The following is a 17760-nucleotide window of genomic DNA, read 5'->3' on the forward strand; positions in this document are numbered from 1 at the left end:
TGATTCTGTCGTAACCCTAACGATCCCGCAGCCGCCGTGCGCCAGAGCGTGACTCAGATCGCCCTGTCAGTGTCTGTCAGATCACACCATCGCTCTCGATAGAGTCGGAACAACCGCACCCGATGGCCGCTGAAATCGGCCTCCCGGCCCGGACCAAAGCCGGCTTTCTCGATCACCCGGATCGAGGCCACATGGTCTGGCTCGACAATGGCAATCACCGAGTCATACCGACGTTGCTCAAACGCCTCCGACAGCACCGCGCGGACTGACTCTGTCGCCAACCCCCGACCCCAGTAACGTCTCGCCAATCGATAGCCAAGGTTGATTTCCTCACGGTCAGCGACGGTGTCAGGGCCCACGCCGCAGAAACCGACAAAGTCGCCGGTATCCGCAAGCTCCAGCGCCCAGGGGCCAACGCCGACATCGCGGTAGCAGTCCCGGCACCAGTCGAGGAACTGCTGCGTACCCGCCCGATCACGGACCCCACCTACGGAAAACCGCATCACCTCCGGGTCCGCCAACATGTCGGCCAAAGGGTCTATATCCTCGGGCACAAGCTCACGTAGCCGCAGACGGGAGGTACGGATATCGATCATGGCTGGGAGGCCTCACGGAAGCGCCGAATACGGTCTTCGCTGGGCGGGTGCGTCGAAAGGTAGTCCAGCAAATGAGCCTTCTCTGTTGCCTCATCGTCCTTGGCAACCTCACGGTCGTTAGGCGCCGTTTCGTCGGAGACATCACCGTCCTGCTCCTCAGCCACATTTGCCAGCTTGGCCATCATGCTGGCAAAGGCACCCGGGTCCAGGCCAGCCTCCTGCATCCGCTCCACGGCATAGCCATCCGCTTCCCACTCATGGTCGCGGGAGAACTGGGCCTGCAGCAGCAGTGGCGGAATGGCCACGACAAATTCCTGCACGAACTCGGCATCGCCGGTCATCAGCGTGAACATCACCGCCACGCCGGTACTCTCCAACACCCCCCGCAGCGAGTGGCGGTGTTCGACGTGACCAATCTCATGGAGCAATACCGACAGCACCTCCTCTTCCGAATCGGCCAGCTCAATCAACTGGTCAGTCAGAATCAGGGAGCCGTTCGGCAGCGCGAAGGCATTAGGACCAATCAGCCCACCGTCCCGGAAATGCAGGGTGTAAGTGAAGTCGCTGTCGGCCGGAACGTATTCATTCAGCAACTGCTCATAACGCTGACGCTCCGACTTGCTGGTGGTGGTCGGGTTGAGATAGTACTCATCCAGTCGATCGAGCACCGATTCTCCCAGTTCCTCGGACCACTCGGCGGAGAGCTGATGAGCCACTACCTCCGCCCCCCAGGGAATTGCCCGGGTCACCATCAGGTACACCACCAGTGCAGTAACCGCCAGCAATGGCAGGATGACCCAGAGGTTACGCTCCAGCTTATGCAGGATGTGATCCCGCCCCCTAGTGCCAAAGCGAGTCACCCAGCCATCCAGGGTGGCGTGATCGGTGGTCTCAAACACGCCACCGCCAGGCCAGCCGACACAACGGGGGGTATTGCCGACCCGGGATGGCACATCCAGCTCGCCGAAATGTACCAGGTCCCGATCCACACCCTCCAGCCGGGCAAAGCCCTCCTCGTTGACTTCCAGGCTGGTGGGGTAAGGCCGGGAACTCTGGCCGTCGTAGTAGGTACCAGTGATCGATGGCATCGGCTCAGAACGCCACGTCGATATCGAACACGTCTGCCATTTCTTCCGCCAGCGCAGACTGTTTCTCTTCCTGAGCCGCCAGGAACTGGTCCATCGGCGCATTGACGTCAAGAGACATGCTGTCGAGGATCACCCTTGCGGTGCGCACCTTGGCCCAGGCCGTCATCAGGCCAAACGTGAAGGTCACCGCCAGGGTATTGGTAATCAGCACGAACGCCAGCCGCAGGAACGGCACGTCCGCCTTGAGCTGGAACTTGCCATTGTCGATCGAACATTTACCAAACAGCAGGTTGTAGCGGCGACTCTTGAGGTACGCCTTGGTCAGCGGAAAGTACAGGATCGTGGCGATCACCAACGCGATGAAGCCAGCGTTGCCAGCCCCCCAGGCGGCATTGGCAATCCAGGCCGTCACTAACAACGCCGACGCCAACAGCCAGAGCCAGTAGATGCGGTAATAGTCCCGGGCCTGGCCGGTATAGGTCACCTCCGCCACTCCAAAGCGGATGTTCCGTGCCAGGAATCGCTGGTTGATAAAATCAAAGTACGGCAACCCCAGTAGCAGGAGCAGCATGAATATAGCGGCAGGAATAAACTGGTACGGCGTCAGGTTTTCGAACGCCTGCTCACCTACACCCGCTTCGCCAGCGCACTTCGTCGGAACCTTATTCGGGTGGTATTCATCGCAACTCATGCCGGGCTCGGACTTCAGTTGGCCGTCCTTGTTCTTGGGCAGATCCGGACCCACCCAGTCCGATTCCTGAGCCACTCCAACTGGTGCAGTGTCACCAGAAAACGCGGCGGCAATCTCATCCTGGAAGAACGGCGCCATGACGCTGCCGCCAACCAACAGCATCAGCAACAGCGGCGGCAGGTAAACCCGATACGCCCCGCGGTAGTCTTTGTTGAACCGGAACGGAATGCCCCGCCACGCCGAATAGCGTAGCTGGAACGACATCACCAGTACCGTCAGCACCGGCGCCAGTACCAGGTAGGTAACCACAAAGCCGAGATAGAGGTAGAGCGCCCAGGTTGCCGGGCTGTTCTCGGCAAAGAGGAAAATCACCAGCAGACCGAAGGCGATGATGCGGCTCTTGAGAATCTGCAACGGCTTGGCAGTAAACGCAAACCGCCCGCCGGCCACTTCGGTGTTGCCGTAAAAATACTGCAGAGTCCGCACTTTGGCCCAGGCCGAGTATATACCCAGGGTCATCCAGGTCAGGATGTTGTTAACGAACCAGATGCCGAAGAACTCACCGGCCTGCCCGGAAAACAGCACCGGCTCATTGCGGGGAATCTCTTCCCGCGGGATCGCAGTGGATTGCGCTGCCGCAGGCGGAGGAGTGGAGGAAGAGGGTTGAGGAGAATCGGTAGTCATGCTCACAGTACCTGTGCTGGATTGGCTTCATCCCTGAAAAGAACAAGGCCGCCAGTTCCCTTGTGGAACAGCGGCCTCATCCATCGAATCAGTGCTTCAAGTCCATTCGGTCAGCTTGTTGCCTTGCTTGTCGGTAAACGCGCCACACATCAGCATGATCCAGTCGATCAGGGCCCAGATGCCCAACCCACCGAGCGTCACAATCTGCAGAATGCCAGTGCCAATTTTCCCGACATAGAATCGGTGAATCCCAAACATACCGAGGAAAAAGCACATGAGAAACGCGGGCAGAATCTTCTTATCGGAAACTTGCTCAGCTGTCATAGAGATGTCCCTATAGTTCAGTTTTGATTACGCTTTTCTTGTCCCTGGACAGCCCTGCCCGGGGAGACTGCGAAGATTAAACTCTGTCCATCTTTGGAACAAGTTGATTTTCAGAACAAAGTGTTAAGTTTTTGCGACAATTGCAGGTGAAATGACGCCACTTGGAGGCCTTTGGCCCTGCAGCCGCTGAGCGCAGGGCCCGGTATTGAAGGCTTTCCGGGATGGCGCGGGAAAATTACCGGGACACAAATATAATCGATTATCATTACTATTAGATGTGTAGCTTTTTGTTACTTTGGCGACTTCGTCTCTACTCCGCCGACAGGAACTGCAAAATCACTCCACGCCGGGGGTGAGACTTCAGCCAGTTGCGCACCTCTTCAGCCCGGGCGGCATCGCCCTCACCTACCTGGTCCTGCAAACGCTCCATGCGGGCGGCCTCACGCTTCTCGGTGCGAACCTTGCGCTGCCACTGCTCGGTGAACACCTTGGGAAGCCGGTTAGCCAGTTCCAGGGTCTTGAGAACGCCCCATTCGCCATGATCGAGCCAGGCCTCATCGCAGGACCCGCACAGGTCGATGCGATTGCGCAACGATCCGGTGATGGCAAACTTGGTCATCAAACGGCTGCATTTGGGACAGGCCATGGCGGTACGGGTATCACTGTCCTCCACCACATCGCTGTCTGGGGCGGCATCAGTTGCTACGGGCTGATTCCTCTCGGCCCATTCGCGGTAATACAGAATCGACAGCGCCGCGCCCTCACACTGGGGGCAGCCCATGGCGGGCAGGCCGTCCTCAAGTTTGGCCGGGCTCAGGTCAACCGTTCGACACTTGGGGCACTTCATGGCAACTCCTTGGTGTAATTCAATAAATCGTGATTTCAGGGATGACGGGACAGGCCGGCCAGACAACAAAGCCCGGCAACGGACTGCGGCCCAGGGCCACCGACACCGCTTCGCGGGCATGAATGACGGTCGTATCGTACAGCGGCGTGGCAACGTCCTGTGGGCGCAGCAACAAGCCAATTTCGGTACAGCCAAGCACCATGGCCTCGGCCCCCTCAGCAACCAGCGCGGCCACCTGATCGCAGTAGCGCTCACGGGAACTGACCAGGATCTGCCCCTGGCAGAGTTCCTGATAGATGATGCGGTGCACCTGGTCGCGCCCGGCGTCGTCCGGGGTCAGGACCTCAATGCCCTGAGCCACCAGCCGGTCGCGATAGAAACTCTGTTCCATGGTGAATCGGGTGCCCAGAAGCCCCACCCGCTGGATGCCGTCCTGCTTCAGTGCCAGGGCGGTGGCGTCAGCCAGGTGAAGTATGGGGATGGAGAGCTGCGCCTGAGTCTGTGACGCGACCTTGTGCATGGTGTTGGTGCAGATCAGCAGAAAGTCAGCGCCGGCCGCCTGAACCGATTGCGCGGCCGCCGAAAGAATCTCCTCCGTGGCCGCCCAGTCTCCCAGATGCTGGAGACGCTCGATTTCAGCAAAGTCAACACTGAACAGGGCAAGGCGGGCGGAATGCAGACCACCCAAGGCGTCGCGAACGCCCTCATTGAGCAGCCGATAGTAGCTCTGAGTGGACTCCCAACTCATGCCACCGAGCAAACCAATGGTTTTCATTTTGCCACCTTCCCTGTGCCTATGCTGTCAACGCCGTGTCGCCTGATGTCATCCGGCTCACCGGAATGCAGGCAATTCTGGCAGGACTATGCCAAGGCCCCCTTCGCCCGTCTACCCTGTTTGGCGAGCTTTTTTTGAGCCAGTCGACGTTTCACTGGCGGCAGGTGGTCAATAAACAGACGCCCTTGAAGATGGTCAAGCTCATGCTGGATCACTGTGGCCAGAAATCCGGATTCCACCCACTCCCGGCGCTGGCCTTCCAGATCATACGCGGCGAGCCCTATGGTCTCGTAACGGGTGACCTCGGCGGTGTAGTCCGGAACCGACAGGCAACCTTCCTGGTCGACCCGCTGCCCCTGCGTGTGGGTGATCTCAGGGTTGAGCAGCACCAGTGGCTGATCGCGGTTGGCCGATATATCGATCACCACAACCGCCTCCGGTCGGCCCACTTGGGTCGCGGCCAGCCCAATGCCGTTGGTTGTGGCGTAGAGGGTGTCAAGCATATCGCGGACCAGAGCGCCGGCATCCGAAAACGAAGTCACTGGCCGGGCCGGACGACGTAGCCGGCTATCCGGCAGGGTGAGAATGGGCAGCACAGCCATAATCAACCCTCCCGATGCTGTTCGTCAAAACGCAACGTCAGCACCTCGTGGCCGATGTCGGTCACCAGGATGGTGTGCTCCCACTGGGCGGACAGTGAGCGGTCCCGGGTCACCACGGTCCAGCCATCCTTGAGGGTTTTCACCTGGGGGCCACCGCGGTTGATCATCGGCTCAATGGTGAAGATCATCCCGGGTTTCAGTTCCAGCCCCGTCCCCGGTCTGCCGTAGTGAAGGACCTGGGGTGCCTCGTGCATATCGCGGCCAATCCCGTGGCCACAGTAGTCTTTCACGATGCTGTAGCCGGCAGTCTCGGCGCAGGCCTGAATGGCAGCCCCGACATCCCCCAACCGAGCACCGGGACGTACCGCCCCGATCCCCTGCCACATGGCCTCATAGGTGGTTTTGACCAGCTTCCTGGCGGCAACCGGTGCCTCAGGCATGACATACATCTTACTGGAATCCGAGATAAACCCGTTCTTCTCCAGGGTGATATCAAGGTTGATGATGTCTGTCTTCTTCAGGCGGTAACGCACGCTGGGCATGCCATGGCACACCACATCGTTGACGGAGACATTCAGCACATAACGATAGCCATACTGCCCCTTGCTGGCGGGCCTGGCCTTCAGCTCGTCTACGATGAAACGTTCCACGGCATCGTTGATCGCCATGGTGGTGATGCCGGGTTTGACGATGCCGTCCAGCATGTCGAAAACCTGGGTCAACAACTGCCCGGCCTGGCGCATCAATGCCTGCTCTTCCGCCGACTTGATGATCACCTTACTCATCCAGCAGCCCCTCGACAGCGACATTCTCTTTCTTCAGCTGCTGGCGGATGATGTCATTGAACGACAGGGTGGGATTGAGCTCCGCGAGCATCCCCACCTTGATCCAGAACTCCGCCTGGGCATTGATGGAACGGGACATTACCGAGCTGGCCTTGCGCAGTTCCTCGTGAAGCTGGTCTGAGATCTTGATAATACCCAAAGCATACACTCCGCATATAAAATATATACAGATCGTATATCCTCAGTATTCAATCCGCAATGTCGACCATTGCGAGCCGGGTCAATGGTTAGCCAGTCAACAGGCACACCAGACCAGCCAGCACCAGCGCCACCTTCATCTAGACTCACTCGGGGCCATTGTGTCGGCCGGTGGTTCTGGAACCCGGCCAAGCCATTGGCTCAATCGCGCCTTCACGCCGTCGGCGTAGAGGTCATCGCCACCAAACCAGATTTTCAGCAACAGCCACCACGCGGCCATGCCCTCGTGCGCCGGCTTTACTTCATTGGTCGGCATCAGGCTGTGATCGGCGCCGTCGATAATGGCGATCTCGAAGAACGGCGCCTGCGAGCGCGCCAGGGCCTGACGGTAGGCCTCAGAACTGGCCACCGGATCAACGTAGGCATCGTGGGAACCGAACAGCGCCAGCATGGGCACCCGGAGCCGGTGCAGGTCATCACGCACATCGGCACTCCAGTTACGCTGGGCAAACCCCCAGAAGGCTTCGCTCATGGGCTCCTGGTCAGGCTCCCCAGCAACCAGCGCCAGGTACTCCGAGTATGGGGCTCCGCTTTGGATCAGAGTGTCAACGCGGGCAGACGCGGCTTCCTCAATCGCGATCTGTGCCGCATTCAGGCCTTCGGCGAGGCGACGCTGGCGGCCGGAGTAGCGTGACTGCGCCATCCAGTTGACGGCACCGGACACCGAAATCACAAAGGCAACGTCATCCCGCTGATTGGCGACCTTGGGCAGCACCCATCCCGCCTGACTGAACCCGATCAAACCCACCGGTCCTTTCCCGAGACCGCGGCTTTCCCGCAGGAAATCAATTGCAGCGGACACTTCCGCAGCCCGATCAGCCATGGACTGGTGTCGCCAGTCGCCGGATGAATCACCGACCCCCGGCTTGTCCCAGGCCAGCGAACACCAGCCTTGCCGGGCAAACAGCCGCCACAGCGGCGCATAGTAGCCATAGGCATCACGGGGGACGTCTCCCGAACCGTGGACAAACACCATGCAGGCTCTGGGCGCGGTATCGCCTCTTGGCATCACCAGCACGCCCTGCAGCTGATTGCCGTCGTGTTCAAAACGGATGTCCTGGCGCACAAAGCTCTCCTCACCGGCAAGCAGTATGACCATGGCCAGCCCCAGCAGAATCAGGGCCAGGGCCGATACCAGCCGCCACTTGCAACGGACAGTCATGGGTTCGTGGGTGGTGACGATGCGGGTCGACATGGCAACTCCGGTTGGTTGTGGGACATGGCAGCGGCGCGCCGGCAGGTCCTGGGCTATGGCGATCAGCACCGGCACCAGGAACAGCATCAACAGCGTCGAGAACAGTTCACCAAAGGCCAGGGACGCAGCCGCGGGTTTGAGATACTGGGCCTGCTCGGAGGTTTCCGACAGCAGCGGCACCAGCCCGATCACCGTGGTCGCCGTGGTCAGGAAAATGGCGCGGAAACGGCTGGTGGCTGCCTGTTGAATCGCCTCGGCGGGTGCGATGCCATCTGCCACCAGGTCGTTGTAGCGACTCAGCAGCACCAGGCTGTCGTTGACCACCACACCGGCCAGGGCCAGCATGCCGAACAGGGACAGCAGCGACAGCGCCAGCCCAAGATGGAGGTGGCCGAGAATGGCGCCCACAAACCCGAACGGAATGATGGCGAGAATAATGAACGGCTGGCCATAGGACTTCAGGGGCACCGCCATCAACACATAGATCAGCACCACCGCCAGCCAGAGCGCCTTCTTCAGGCCACCTTGGAGTTCACCCATCTCCTCCAGCCCACCGGCCAGGGTGACCTCAAGGTCCGGATGGGCCTGGCGCAGCTCGGGCACCAGCTGGGTCATGACGCTCTGGGCGACTTCCTCCGGCGCCACCACGTTACGATCAATGGTCGCGTATACCCGATTGACCTGCTTGCGGTTCTCCCGCGCCAGCCGGGTGGGCTGCAACACCGACTCGATCTCGGCAATCGCCGACAGCATGACCCACTGGCCATCGTGACTGCGGATGTAGCTGCTCATCAGGTCGTCAATGCTGTTGCGCTGCCCGGAACGACGCACCACCACCACATTCAGCTCGGTGTCACCACGCTGGAGCTTCTGCACCTCCGCGCCGCCAAAGGCGTAACCGAGCTGCACCGCCAGGCTCTGCTGGTCAAACCCCAGACTTCGGGCCGCGGGACGAAGCCGCACTCTCAGCTCTCGTTGCCCCTCCACCATCGAGTCCCGGGGGTTGTGGACGCCATCCAGGCTCTCCAGATGGCGCCTGAGAGCCTTGCTGGCCGAGGCCAGCGCCACCGGATCATGGCTGGCCAGTTTGATCTGGAAGCCGCCACCCACCTCTTCGGCACCACTGAAGGAGAGCTCGGTACGCCCTTCCAAGGTGCCAAGCTGTTGTCGCCACTGCTGGATGATGCGCTGCGGGTCAACCCCCGGGCGCTCGGACACCGGCGTCAGCTCGGCGTAGAGCTGGGCCGATTCGGGACCGATAATGGCTTCAAACACGGTGCGTATTGGCGCAACGGCCAGCCCATACTGCTTCTGGAGACGCCCATTCACCACCTCACCGGCCTGGCGGATCTGCTCGACATTGTTCCTGGTCAGCTCAAACGGGGCCCTGGGGTCCATTTCCAGGTTGATGCTGATGACCTGACCGGGCACCTCGGGAAAGAAGACCGTCCGCACCTGTCCCTTCATGGTCAGCCCCAACACCAACACCGCAACCGCCACAAACAGCACCAGGGCGGCGTAGCGGTGACGCACCGCCAATGCCAGCAACGGCACATAGAGGTGATCCCGTACCGCCACCAGGCCACCCTGGGCAAGCCGCTGCAGGGCGCCCCAGACACGGGCCACTCGCCCGGATGGCGCGCGGTCAAGATCGATGCCAGCCAGATGAACCGGCAGAATCAACTTGCTTTCCACCAGCGAAAACAGCAACGCCAGGATTACCACGCCCGAAAACCCCGCCAGCACCTTGCCCAGCGGATTGTCGAGAATCAGCATCGGAAAGAACGCGGCCACCGTGGTGAGTACGCCGAACACCGTGGCCACCGCCACCCGCGCCACGCCGGCTTCGGTGGCGATCAACGGATGCCGCCGATCCAGCCGCCGCTGCTCGAACACGCTCTCCCCCACCACCACCGCGTCATCCACCAGGATGCCGAGGGCGATGATGAAACCAAAGGTGGTGATGTCATTGAGGGAATAATCGACCCAGTCGGTGCCGGCCACGGCAATCGCCCCCAACACCGATACCGGAATCCCCATCGCCACCCAGAACGCCAGCTTGACGTTCAGGAACAGAGCCAGGATCAGCAACACCAGCAACAGGCCCTGAAGACCATTGTCGGTCAACAGGGCCAGCCGGTCGGCGATGTAATCGGCGCTGTTGCCCCAGATGCTGACTTCGATGCCCGCTGGCAGCTGGCGACGATACGCCTCAACAACCCGATGGGTGACTTCGGAGATCCGCAACAGGTTCTCCCGGTGGCCAACCAGCACTTCCATGCCCACCGTGGGCTGGCCATTGAAGCGGAACAGGTCGTCGCCCTCGACAAAACCGTCCCGCACCACGCCGACATCCGCCAGCGATACCAAATCGCCGTTGTCCCCGGAGACGATGGCAATGGCGCCATAATCCGGCGCATAAGTCGCCTGGTCCGCCGCCTTGATGTAGATCTGCCCGCCCCGGGTACGCAGTGAGCCGGCCTGGAATTCCAGTGAACTGGCACGGATACGCTCCATCACATCCGCAATGGACAGATCGAGGCGCTGGAGCTTCTGGTAATCCACCTCGATGCGCAGTTCGCGCTCCTGCAACCCCCACACGGTGAGCCGGGACAGCTCGGGCTCCGCCAACAGCGCCTGCTTCAGCCGTTTGGACAATTCGTGGAGGGTCCCCTGGTCAGTATTGCCATAGAGGTTGATGTACAGCGCCGGATAGTCGAACCCGCTGGCATCAATCTTCGGCCGCTTTGTCCTGGCCGGCAGCTCAATCCCCCCGTCCATGCGCAGCCGAACCCGGTCCAGCAACTTGTCCAGGTCCTGCCCACCGGCCCGCCGAACGGTGATGGTGGACAGCCCCGCCTCTGACACCGACGACAGGCTGCGCACGCCCTCCAGCCCCTCCAGGGCGGTTTCGATCTTCTGGCTGACCAGGGCGTCGACCTGCTCCGGCGGCGCCCCCGGAAATTCGGTGGTGATCACGATGCTGTCCGGTTCGATACGGGGAAAGCCCTCGATCCGCATGGTCCCCAGGGTCACCAGCCCCATGAACAGAATGAACGCCATCAACAGATTGGCGGCGACCGGGTTACGCAGGAACCAGCCTGTCAGTGCGTGCATTACCGTACCTCCCTGACACGGGGCCGGACCCGCTGGCCCGGCAAGTAAGAGGCCATCGGCAAGGCCACCACCTGCCATTGCGCCCTCGCCTCTGGCGCCTGCACCAGCACCCGGTCCTCCAGACGGGCGACCACACTGGCCGGGCTCTTGGCCAGGATGTCATCCCCCTCAACCCACCAGAATGCCCCTTCCGCCGTTAACGCCGTGGCTGGAATGCTGAGGGAGTTGCTCACCACGCGACCATCAAAACGAACGGTCACCAGATCGCCCACCAGTACCCGGGATTCGTCCTGCTCAAGCACCAGATCAGACAGATGTACAACATACTGCCGGGTTGTCTCATCCAGGTAGCCACCGGCCTGTCGCACCACGGCCTTGCCCAGCCGCTCGCCCTGGTCATCCAGAATCGCCACCGACTGCCCCGCCAGGGGCTGGGCCAGCAACTGCCACTGGGCCCGGCTCAGACGCACTTCGATGTCCTGGTGGCGATCACCAATCAGATTGGCCACCGGATCACCGGTCATCACCATCTGGCCCGGACTGACGTAGCGACGGATCACATAGCCGCTGTAGGGCGCCCGTATCACGGTCTGGCGCAATTGGCGCCGGGCCAGGTTGAGGCGGGCCTGGGCAGCGTCGACCGCCGCCTTGGCGATGTCCAGCTGGGGTAACTGCAGCGCCAGGTCGTTGGGCGGCTGCTCACCGGCGCGGCTGAACTGCCTGCGGGCGACCCGGCTGGCGTACTCCGCCTGTTCCGCGGCCAATTGAGCCTCACGGAAGAGCTGCTCGGCCTCCGCAAGCTCGGCCTGGTAACGGGTGTCTTCGATCACTGCCAGCGGGTCTCCCTGCTGAACGCGATTGCCCGCCAGGGCGCGGTCGTCGACCTTGACCACCAGGCCACCCACTTCGGCTTTCAGGTCAGCATTCCAGCGCGGCTTTACCTCCGCAAGTACCTCAACCCGTGCCTGGTGGTCACCCACGGATAGCGGCTCTACGGTCACCACCGGGGGAGTCGACACCGCCTCGGCCTGCGTCACATCGGCGGTATCCTCCACCGCGCCAAGCAGCATAATCACGGCGATGAGCACCGCCATAGCCGCCATCAGCGTCAACCAGCGGGCACCACGTCGGCTGCTAGAACTCATACACATACCCGGCGCTGACGGCCCAGGTGGTGTTGCGGTCCACAATCGGGCTGTCCTCAATTTCGTCGGAGAAGCGGCGATGGCTCAGGTCGAACAGAACCCGGTGGGAGCGGCCAAACAGGCGGCTGACGTTGATACCGGCCCGGTAGTGGTAGGCCTGATCCGGGCGATACTCGGGGCGTCCGGCCCTGGCTTCGTCGGCCTCAACCCCCAGGTAGTACCTGGCTGCCTGACTGCCGGCATAGGTGACTGACAGGTGGGGCTCTATCGTCCATCGCTGTGCCTCCAGCGGCAGGCTGTAGCGCAATATCGTCGACCCGCCCCGATGGTTATCGGAGATGTCCTGCCAATAACTCAGGTTCAGGTAGCCCAACGAGCCGAACAGGCCGGCACTGAACACCGCGCTGTAGACCGGGTCCAGTTCCTCCATGTCTTTCAGCTGCGGGCTGTCGCCGCGGTTCACATCGCCGAAAACGTCATAGCCCAGCGCTGCGGACAGGTACCAGCTGTCACCTCCCGCCAGGTAGCTGCCCAAGGTGTAGTCGCGAAAAAACCAGTTGTCCGATTCCCACGCCAGGTATGGCAGCAGGTTGTCGCTTCGCTCACCACCGGTGTAAATGGACGGCTCACTGAAACCAATAATGCCAACCGCCAGCTCGCCGCTGTCCTCCTGCGAGTCGGCAAGGCTGGCGATGGAATGGGTAGTCAGGAGGGAGAACGCAAGAGTCGAGGCAGAAAGAGTCTTCAATTTGGTTGCTCCAGATTCAGTCGATGTCTCTGGAGCTATTGTCAGACAGTGGCTATTAAGAGGGCCTTAAGGCATATGCTCTGCCCAGCACAGGGTGGCCTTGGCCTGGGCGTCCTGTTGAACGAATGAGAACTGCCAGCCGAGCTTGTCGGCGATACGCTCCACCAGCTGCAACCCCAGCCCAAAGCAGGCATCCGCGGGCACGCTGTCACGCTCCACCGGGTTTACGATGGTCACAGACGTGGTGGTGACCGACAGGGTGATGGTGCCAGCCGCCGCGTGTTGAAAGGCATTGCGGATCAGATTTGCCAGCACGATCCGGAACAGGTCCGTTTCAATGTTAATGACATCGGCCTGATTCTGGAGCTCTACCTCAATCGGCTTATGCTCGATCAGGTAGCGCATGTCTGCCATCAGCCCCTCACACAGGGCTGCCGGATTCACCGGCGACCGGGTGGCCGGTCTGGATGACTGCCGGGCCAGCCACAACAGCGCCTCGGACAGCAGCAGCATATTGGCGCTGGCGCGACGGGCCCGTTCCAGGGCAGGATAGCCCGGATCATCCGTGGCGGTGCGAACCGCCAGGGTATCCAGCGAGGCCTGGATGATTGCCAGCGGCGTTCTCAGTTCATGGCTGGCGTGCCGCAGGAACTGCTGCTCCCGCTCGTTGTTGGCCTGCAACTGCGCCAGGGTCGACAACAGATGCTGGGCAATCTCGTTGAGTTCGCTGATGGCGAAACGGGCGTCCGCCCCGGCGTCCGGGTCCTGCTTGATTCGGGCCGACCACTCCACGAGCAGGTTGAGTGGCTTCAGGGCGTTGCTGAACAGCCAGGAGATCACCACAAACAGGCCCAGCATGAACAATCCGGCAATCAGCCCTGCATCGATCAGGGTCTGGCGAAACAGGTCGGCGATCAGTGCGTCAATCTTGTCCGCAGGCTCAAACTCGATCAGATAGATGCCGCCGGTTTGCCGCTCGTTCGAGTACACAAGGGCGCCATACTCACGAACGCCCTCGCTGTTGCGGCGCAGGATTTCCATCGGCTCCGACGGCTGAATCCGATTCGGCGAGAACAGCCCGCGAATCTCCGGCGGAATGCTTTCCCAGGTTCGATAGGCACTGAATGAGGGGGTTCGGGGTAAGGTGTAATCGGGGTTTTCTTCCAGGGCCCGCTCCAGAACCAGTGCCTCGGAGCGCATATAACTCTTGCTGGCCTGGCCCACCTGATAGAAGCTGAAGGTGACCGCCAGCGCGATCAGGATGATGAAAATCACCAAAGCCAGGTAGATCAACTGGCGGCGGGACTGGGCGGCCAGGCTTCGGACCGCCGGCACTGGCCGCTCGGAGCCAGTCATGGTGCTTCCGCCGTCAGCGCCAGGCCGACACCGACGTGGGTCTGGATCAAGGGACGCTCAAACGGTTTGTCGACGATCTTGCGAAGCTGGTGCAGGTGCACATTGAGCGTGCCCTCTTCCACCTCATCATCCGGCCAGACATGCTGGGCGATCTCGGCCTTTGACACCACCGCCGGCGATCGACGGGCCAGCAACAACAGGATGCGCCAACTGGTCGGCGCCAGCTTGAGGGGCTGGCCACAACGGCTGGCGCGATGCTCCCGGGGGTAGATGGTCAAATCTGCAATCTGGAGACAGTCCCGCTCCGGATGCTGGCGCCGATACAGAGCCTTCAATCGTGCCAGCAACAACGGCATGGCGCAGGGCTTGGTCACGTAATCGTCGAGACCGGCACCGAAGCCCTCCAACTGGTCGGCATCGGTATCGCAGGCGGTCAACATCAGAATGGGCGTATCCACCCCTTCAGCCCGCAACTGCCGGCACACTTCAATTCCGGTAACCCGGGGCAGCATGTTGTCGAGAATCAGGCTGTCATACCCTCCCTGCAAAGCCAGATTGATCGCACTGGTGCCGTTGTAGGCAAAATCACATTCAATACGATGTAACTCCAGATACTCGGACATGGCCAACGCCAGGTCTCGGTCGTCCTCGACAATCAGTATTCTCATGGCAACCAGTGATGGGTGAACGGAGGGTTAGCTTAAACCGTTGGACCTTAACAGGGAATTAAGGAGGCTTACGGAGCTTCCTCAAATGAACAGAAGGGGAATCGCAAAAGACAGCGCGGCAATCACCATCAGCCCAGTTACTTTCAGCGCAAACTGGCCTTGTGGGGAACGTCTGCGGTGGGTGTGCATATGCACCTCCAGAATGTCGCCATGCGCCTGTGTGACTGCACAACGCCACCCCGTGTGGACAGCAGACTCAGAGAAGAACGGTTTAAGACTCCTTGAATAAAGCATAACAACGATTCGCCATTGCACAGACTGCAATCGCAACCATTCTTGATGCAAATCAAGCCTCGAGGCGGGAGCCAACGGCTCCGCAGGGTCAGCCGCTAGCATCTGCAGAACGCCTACTCCGGCAAGGCGTCAAAACCCCGCACCGCCTCGAGTTGCTGACACCACTCCGGGCGCCGGGACACAAACAATCGGGCGGTTGGTGCAATCGGGACCGCACCATCAAGACAGCCCGCAGGCACCACCACAAAACCCAGCTCCTCGGCAACCGTGGGCACGGCTGATCCGCAGTTCTGACAAAAACTCCGGGAATGGCGGGTGTTGGCATGCCGGTAGGTCCTGACGCTGCCCCGGCCAGAAACCCAGGTCAACACCGATGCGGCGGCGAACAGGTTGGCGGCATGGGCGGAACCGGTATCCTTCTGGCACCACTGACAGTAGCAGAGATAGAACGATTGGAAGTCGCCTTCCAGTTCAAACCGGACATCCCCGCAAAGACAAGCCCCCTGATGTTTTGTGGTCACTTCACTCTCCCTGATTTTTGTTTGTGATAACCAACATATCCGATTGAATGGCCACCATCACAGGCTACGGGCCAGAAAAGATAAAATCTTATTGACGATCTGTGTGTGAGTGCGAGCACGAACCTCTGGAGACACGCCACACAGAGCAGCATCGCCTTCCTCCTCAAGCAAGATGTGAGGTCCTCTGTCGGTGCAAACGGCAAACCCATCCGAGCGGGTCGCCTTGTCGATCAGGTCATTCTCAACAAGCGGCAGGTTGCTCGTCTTGCGTTCTTCGCTGCCCAGAGAGATCAACAGCGTTGGAATTAACGGTGGTCCGCTGCCTTGCGAAAACGCCTCCAGATACTCGGGGTCAATCGATACCGCAGATGCAAAGCGATCGTCGTGCCCAGGCTTATCAAAGCCGTCCTGATCAAGCTGGTTCAACGCGACGTTATGGGAAGCGTACCATGTACAATCCGCCCCTACCGGGCCGGCATCAGCACAGGATTGATAATAGCTTCCTGCGTCTAATTCAGCGCCCGCAACCGACAAGGCCGCTGTTCCGCCAAGGGCAAAACCAACAACGAAAACCTTTTTCTGATCAACATGCTCCGCCCAGACTGGACTATCCAGAATCACACTGAGGGCTCGACTTACATCGCGCGGACGCTGCCATATCTCGTTCACGGCGACTACCGGGGTTTCCCGTCGTGGCGAATTGACCTCAATAGCGATGAAGCCCGCCTTCGCCAAAGCAGCACCAAGCCACGCGCCGGAATCATTGGTAGACCGCAAACCACCATGAGAGATCACGATGAGAGGGTGTCTCCCAACCAGCGGGCCATCAAGCGCGGCGTACTCTCCTCGAAATACGGCATTTCCTCCAACAACATCAAGCTGATCGGCTTCAGATGGATACCATATCGACAGCATAAGAGGGCGAGCGTCATCAGAGGCATCCAGTAAAGACGAAAAACCTACCGAACAGAACGCAATGCCTGGCATACAAAACGAGGCTGCGATCAGCAAAAGCCACTTTTTCATAGTCACCATTCGCATACGCTTGCTTGGCTACCAGCTCGAACTTCGTCTGAAGCTAAAAACGCCTGAGCTTATAGCCGATGTAGAAATACGTTTCTGAAAACAACATATTGCCTCTTGAGCTATAGGACTGATACCGGCTTGTCTCCGTGGGTGACGGCAAGGCATTGAGGCCAAGATCATCAGCCATTGTCATTGCGCGCTTCATGTGAAGAGGGTCGCTCACAATCAAAACCACAGAAAGGCCATTGGCGGCCAGTAACGGCGATGAGAATGCCAGGTTTTCCTGTGTGATCGTTGATCTATCCTCAAGCAGGATATCTCGAGCAGGCACCCCTTGGCTTACGGCATACTCTTTCGCCGCTTGAGCTTCAGACTTTTTTTCGCCAACGCCAACCCCGCCAGTAAACACCACTTTCTTGACCTGCCCGGATTTGTATAGCTTTATTGCATGATTAATTCTTTCCTGAAATACCGGGGATGGTTTTCCATTCCAGACGGCAGCACCGAGAACAATGGCAGCATCAGCACTCATGCCGGACGATTTCGATGAGTAAAGGTAGATTGAAAATGCAACATAAAGCAGTAACGCCAAAACCAATGAACTAAAAATCAACAACCACCTTGTTATTCTCATAATTCACCAACTGAAGCGAAACCTTGTATTCGTTCCGTGTTTTCTTATACCAGGCCAACCAATGACCCGCTCAAGGCTCTACAATCCTCGGGGCTGGCCGCTCTTTGGGGTAATCCAGAATATCACCTGCCGGGGAAACCGGGGGAACGTCATCGAAAATGTAGGTTGTTCCGACAATAACGCTTCCCGACCTCTCCATAGCCCAGAGCGTGCTGGAGCCGCTAAACAGGTCCACCACACCACTGTCGCCCATAAATTCATTGTCCACGTTTCGATACAATCGCAATATCGCAGGATCATGCGCCTCAGTGGTCAGCCTTTGGTAAATACTAGCCCGGATTTCTCACGGGGGATAAAAGAAAGCGGCTGAAAGTGCTATGGTTTCAAGAGCCTAACCAATCCACCA

General features: G+C 59.8%; 17 protein-coding genes. All 17 read right to left on the bottom strand.

All coding sequences use genetic code 11. The features are described 5' to 3' along the window. Nucleotides 1-53: 53 nt before the first annotated feature. The 17 genes from MLD24_RS20315 to MLD24_RS20395 all read right to left on the bottom strand — a co-directional run bounded on the left by MLD24_RS20315 (nucleotide 54) and on the right by MLD24_RS20395 (nucleotide 17333). The gene (locus MLD24_RS20315; RefSeq protein WP_248168994.1) at nucleotides 54-596 is read right to left on the bottom strand and encodes a GNAT family N-acetyltransferase; all 543 of its coding nucleotides are present in this window, start codon (nucleotides 594-596) and stop codon (nucleotides 54-56) included. Beyond that, on the bottom strand, nucleotides 593-1684 hold the full coding sequence (locus MLD24_RS20320) for a M48 family metallopeptidase (protein ID WP_248168996.1): 1092 nt from the start codon (nucleotides 1682-1684) through the stop codon (nucleotides 593-595). Before MLD24_RS20320 ends, MLD24_RS20315 begins: the two co-directional genes overlap by 4 nt. Before the next feature lie 4 nt (nucleotides 1685-1688). Continuing rightward, nucleotides 1689-3059 carry a YjgN family protein gene (locus MLD24_RS20325; RefSeq protein WP_248168998.1) on the bottom strand — a complete coding sequence of 457 codons (1371 nt, stop codon included), beginning with the start codon at nucleotides 3057-3059 and terminating at the stop codon, nucleotides 1689-1691. A gap of 96 nt (nucleotides 3060-3155) precedes the next feature. Continuing rightward, nucleotides 3156-3383, bottom strand: a complete 228-nt coding sequence (locus MLD24_RS20330) for a TM2 domain-containing protein (RefSeq protein WP_227175543.1) — start codon at nucleotides 3381-3383, stop codon at nucleotides 3156-3158. 310 nt (nucleotides 3384-3693) lie between these two features. Continuing rightward, on the bottom strand, nucleotides 3694-4230 hold the full coding sequence (locus MLD24_RS20335; RefSeq protein WP_248169000.1) for a TFIIB-type zinc ribbon-containing protein: 537 nt from the start codon (nucleotides 4228-4230) through the stop codon (nucleotides 3694-3696). A gap of 19 nt (nucleotides 4231-4249) precedes the next feature. Continuing rightward, nucleotides 4250-5005, bottom strand: a complete 756-nt coding sequence (locus tag MLD24_RS20340; protein ID WP_248169002.1) for an aspartate/glutamate racemase family protein — start codon at nucleotides 5003-5005, stop codon at nucleotides 4250-4252. An 86-nt stretch (nucleotides 5006-5091) separates the two neighbouring features. Beyond that, nucleotides 5092-5607, bottom strand: coding sequence for a peptide deformylase (def, locus tag MLD24_RS20345; protein ID WP_248169004.1), 516 nt, complete (start codon nucleotides 5605-5607; stop codon nucleotides 5092-5094). 2 nt (nucleotides 5608-5609) lie between these two features. Further along, nucleotides 5610-6392, bottom strand: coding sequence for a type I methionyl aminopeptidase (gene map, locus MLD24_RS20350; protein ID WP_248169006.1), 783 nt, complete (start codon nucleotides 6390-6392; stop codon nucleotides 5610-5612). After that, nucleotides 6385-6591, bottom strand: a complete 207-nt coding sequence (locus MLD24_RS20355; RefSeq protein WP_227175538.1) for a ParD-like family protein — start codon at nucleotides 6589-6591, stop codon at nucleotides 6385-6387. The genes map and MLD24_RS20355 overlap by 8 nt, the downstream gene beginning before the upstream one ends. 135 nt (nucleotides 6592-6726) lie before the next feature. Beyond that, nucleotides 6727-10962, bottom strand: a complete 4236-nt coding sequence (locus tag MLD24_RS20360; RefSeq protein WP_248169008.1) for an efflux RND transporter permease subunit — start codon at nucleotides 10960-10962, stop codon at nucleotides 6727-6729. Beyond that, a complete protein-coding gene (locus tag MLD24_RS20365; RefSeq protein WP_248169010.1) occupies nucleotides 10962-12107 on the bottom strand; it encodes an efflux RND transporter periplasmic adaptor subunit in 1146 nt (381 codons plus the stop codon). Before MLD24_RS20365 ends, MLD24_RS20360 begins: the two co-directional genes overlap by 1 nt. Then, on the bottom strand, nucleotides 12097-12855 hold the full coding sequence (locus tag MLD24_RS20370) for a MipA/OmpV family protein (protein WP_248169012.1): 759 nt from the start codon (nucleotides 12853-12855) through the stop codon (nucleotides 12097-12099). Before MLD24_RS20370 ends, MLD24_RS20365 begins: the two co-directional genes overlap by 11 nt. A 66-nt stretch (nucleotides 12856-12921) precedes the next feature. Next, nucleotides 12922-14211 (bottom strand): sensor histidine kinase, encoded by a 1290-nt coding sequence (locus tag MLD24_RS20375; protein ID WP_248169014.1) that lies wholly within the window; start codon nucleotides 14209-14211, stop codon nucleotides 12922-12924. Then, entirely contained in the window at nucleotides 14208-14879 is a 672-nt protein-coding gene (locus MLD24_RS20380; RefSeq protein WP_248169016.1) for a response regulator transcription factor, read from the bottom strand. The genes MLD24_RS20375 and MLD24_RS20380 overlap by 4 nt, the downstream gene beginning before the upstream one ends. 407 nt (nucleotides 14880-15286) lie before the next feature. Further along, complete coding sequence (locus tag MLD24_RS20385) at nucleotides 15287-15694, bottom strand: GFA family protein (protein WP_248169018.1); 408 nt, start codon at nucleotides 15692-15694, stop codon at nucleotides 15287-15289. A 57-nt stretch (nucleotides 15695-15751) separates the two neighbouring features. Continuing rightward, nucleotides 15752-16720: an alpha/beta hydrolase family protein gene (locus tag MLD24_RS20390; RefSeq protein WP_248169025.1), complete on the bottom strand. Its 969-nt coding sequence runs from the start codon at nucleotides 16718-16720 to the stop codon at nucleotides 15752-15754. A 52-nt stretch (nucleotides 16721-16772) separates the two neighbouring features. Further along, nucleotides 16773-17333 carry a YdcF family protein gene (locus MLD24_RS20395; protein WP_248169027.1) on the bottom strand — a complete coding sequence of 187 codons (561 nt, stop codon included), beginning with the start codon at nucleotides 17331-17333 and terminating at the stop codon, nucleotides 16773-16775. Nucleotides 17334-17760: the final 427 nt, after the last annotated feature.

It is taken from the genome of Marinobacter xestospongiae (assembly GCF_023156385.1).
Lineage (GTDB): Bacteria > Pseudomonadota > Gammaproteobacteria > Pseudomonadales > Oleiphilaceae > Marinobacter > Marinobacter xestospongiae.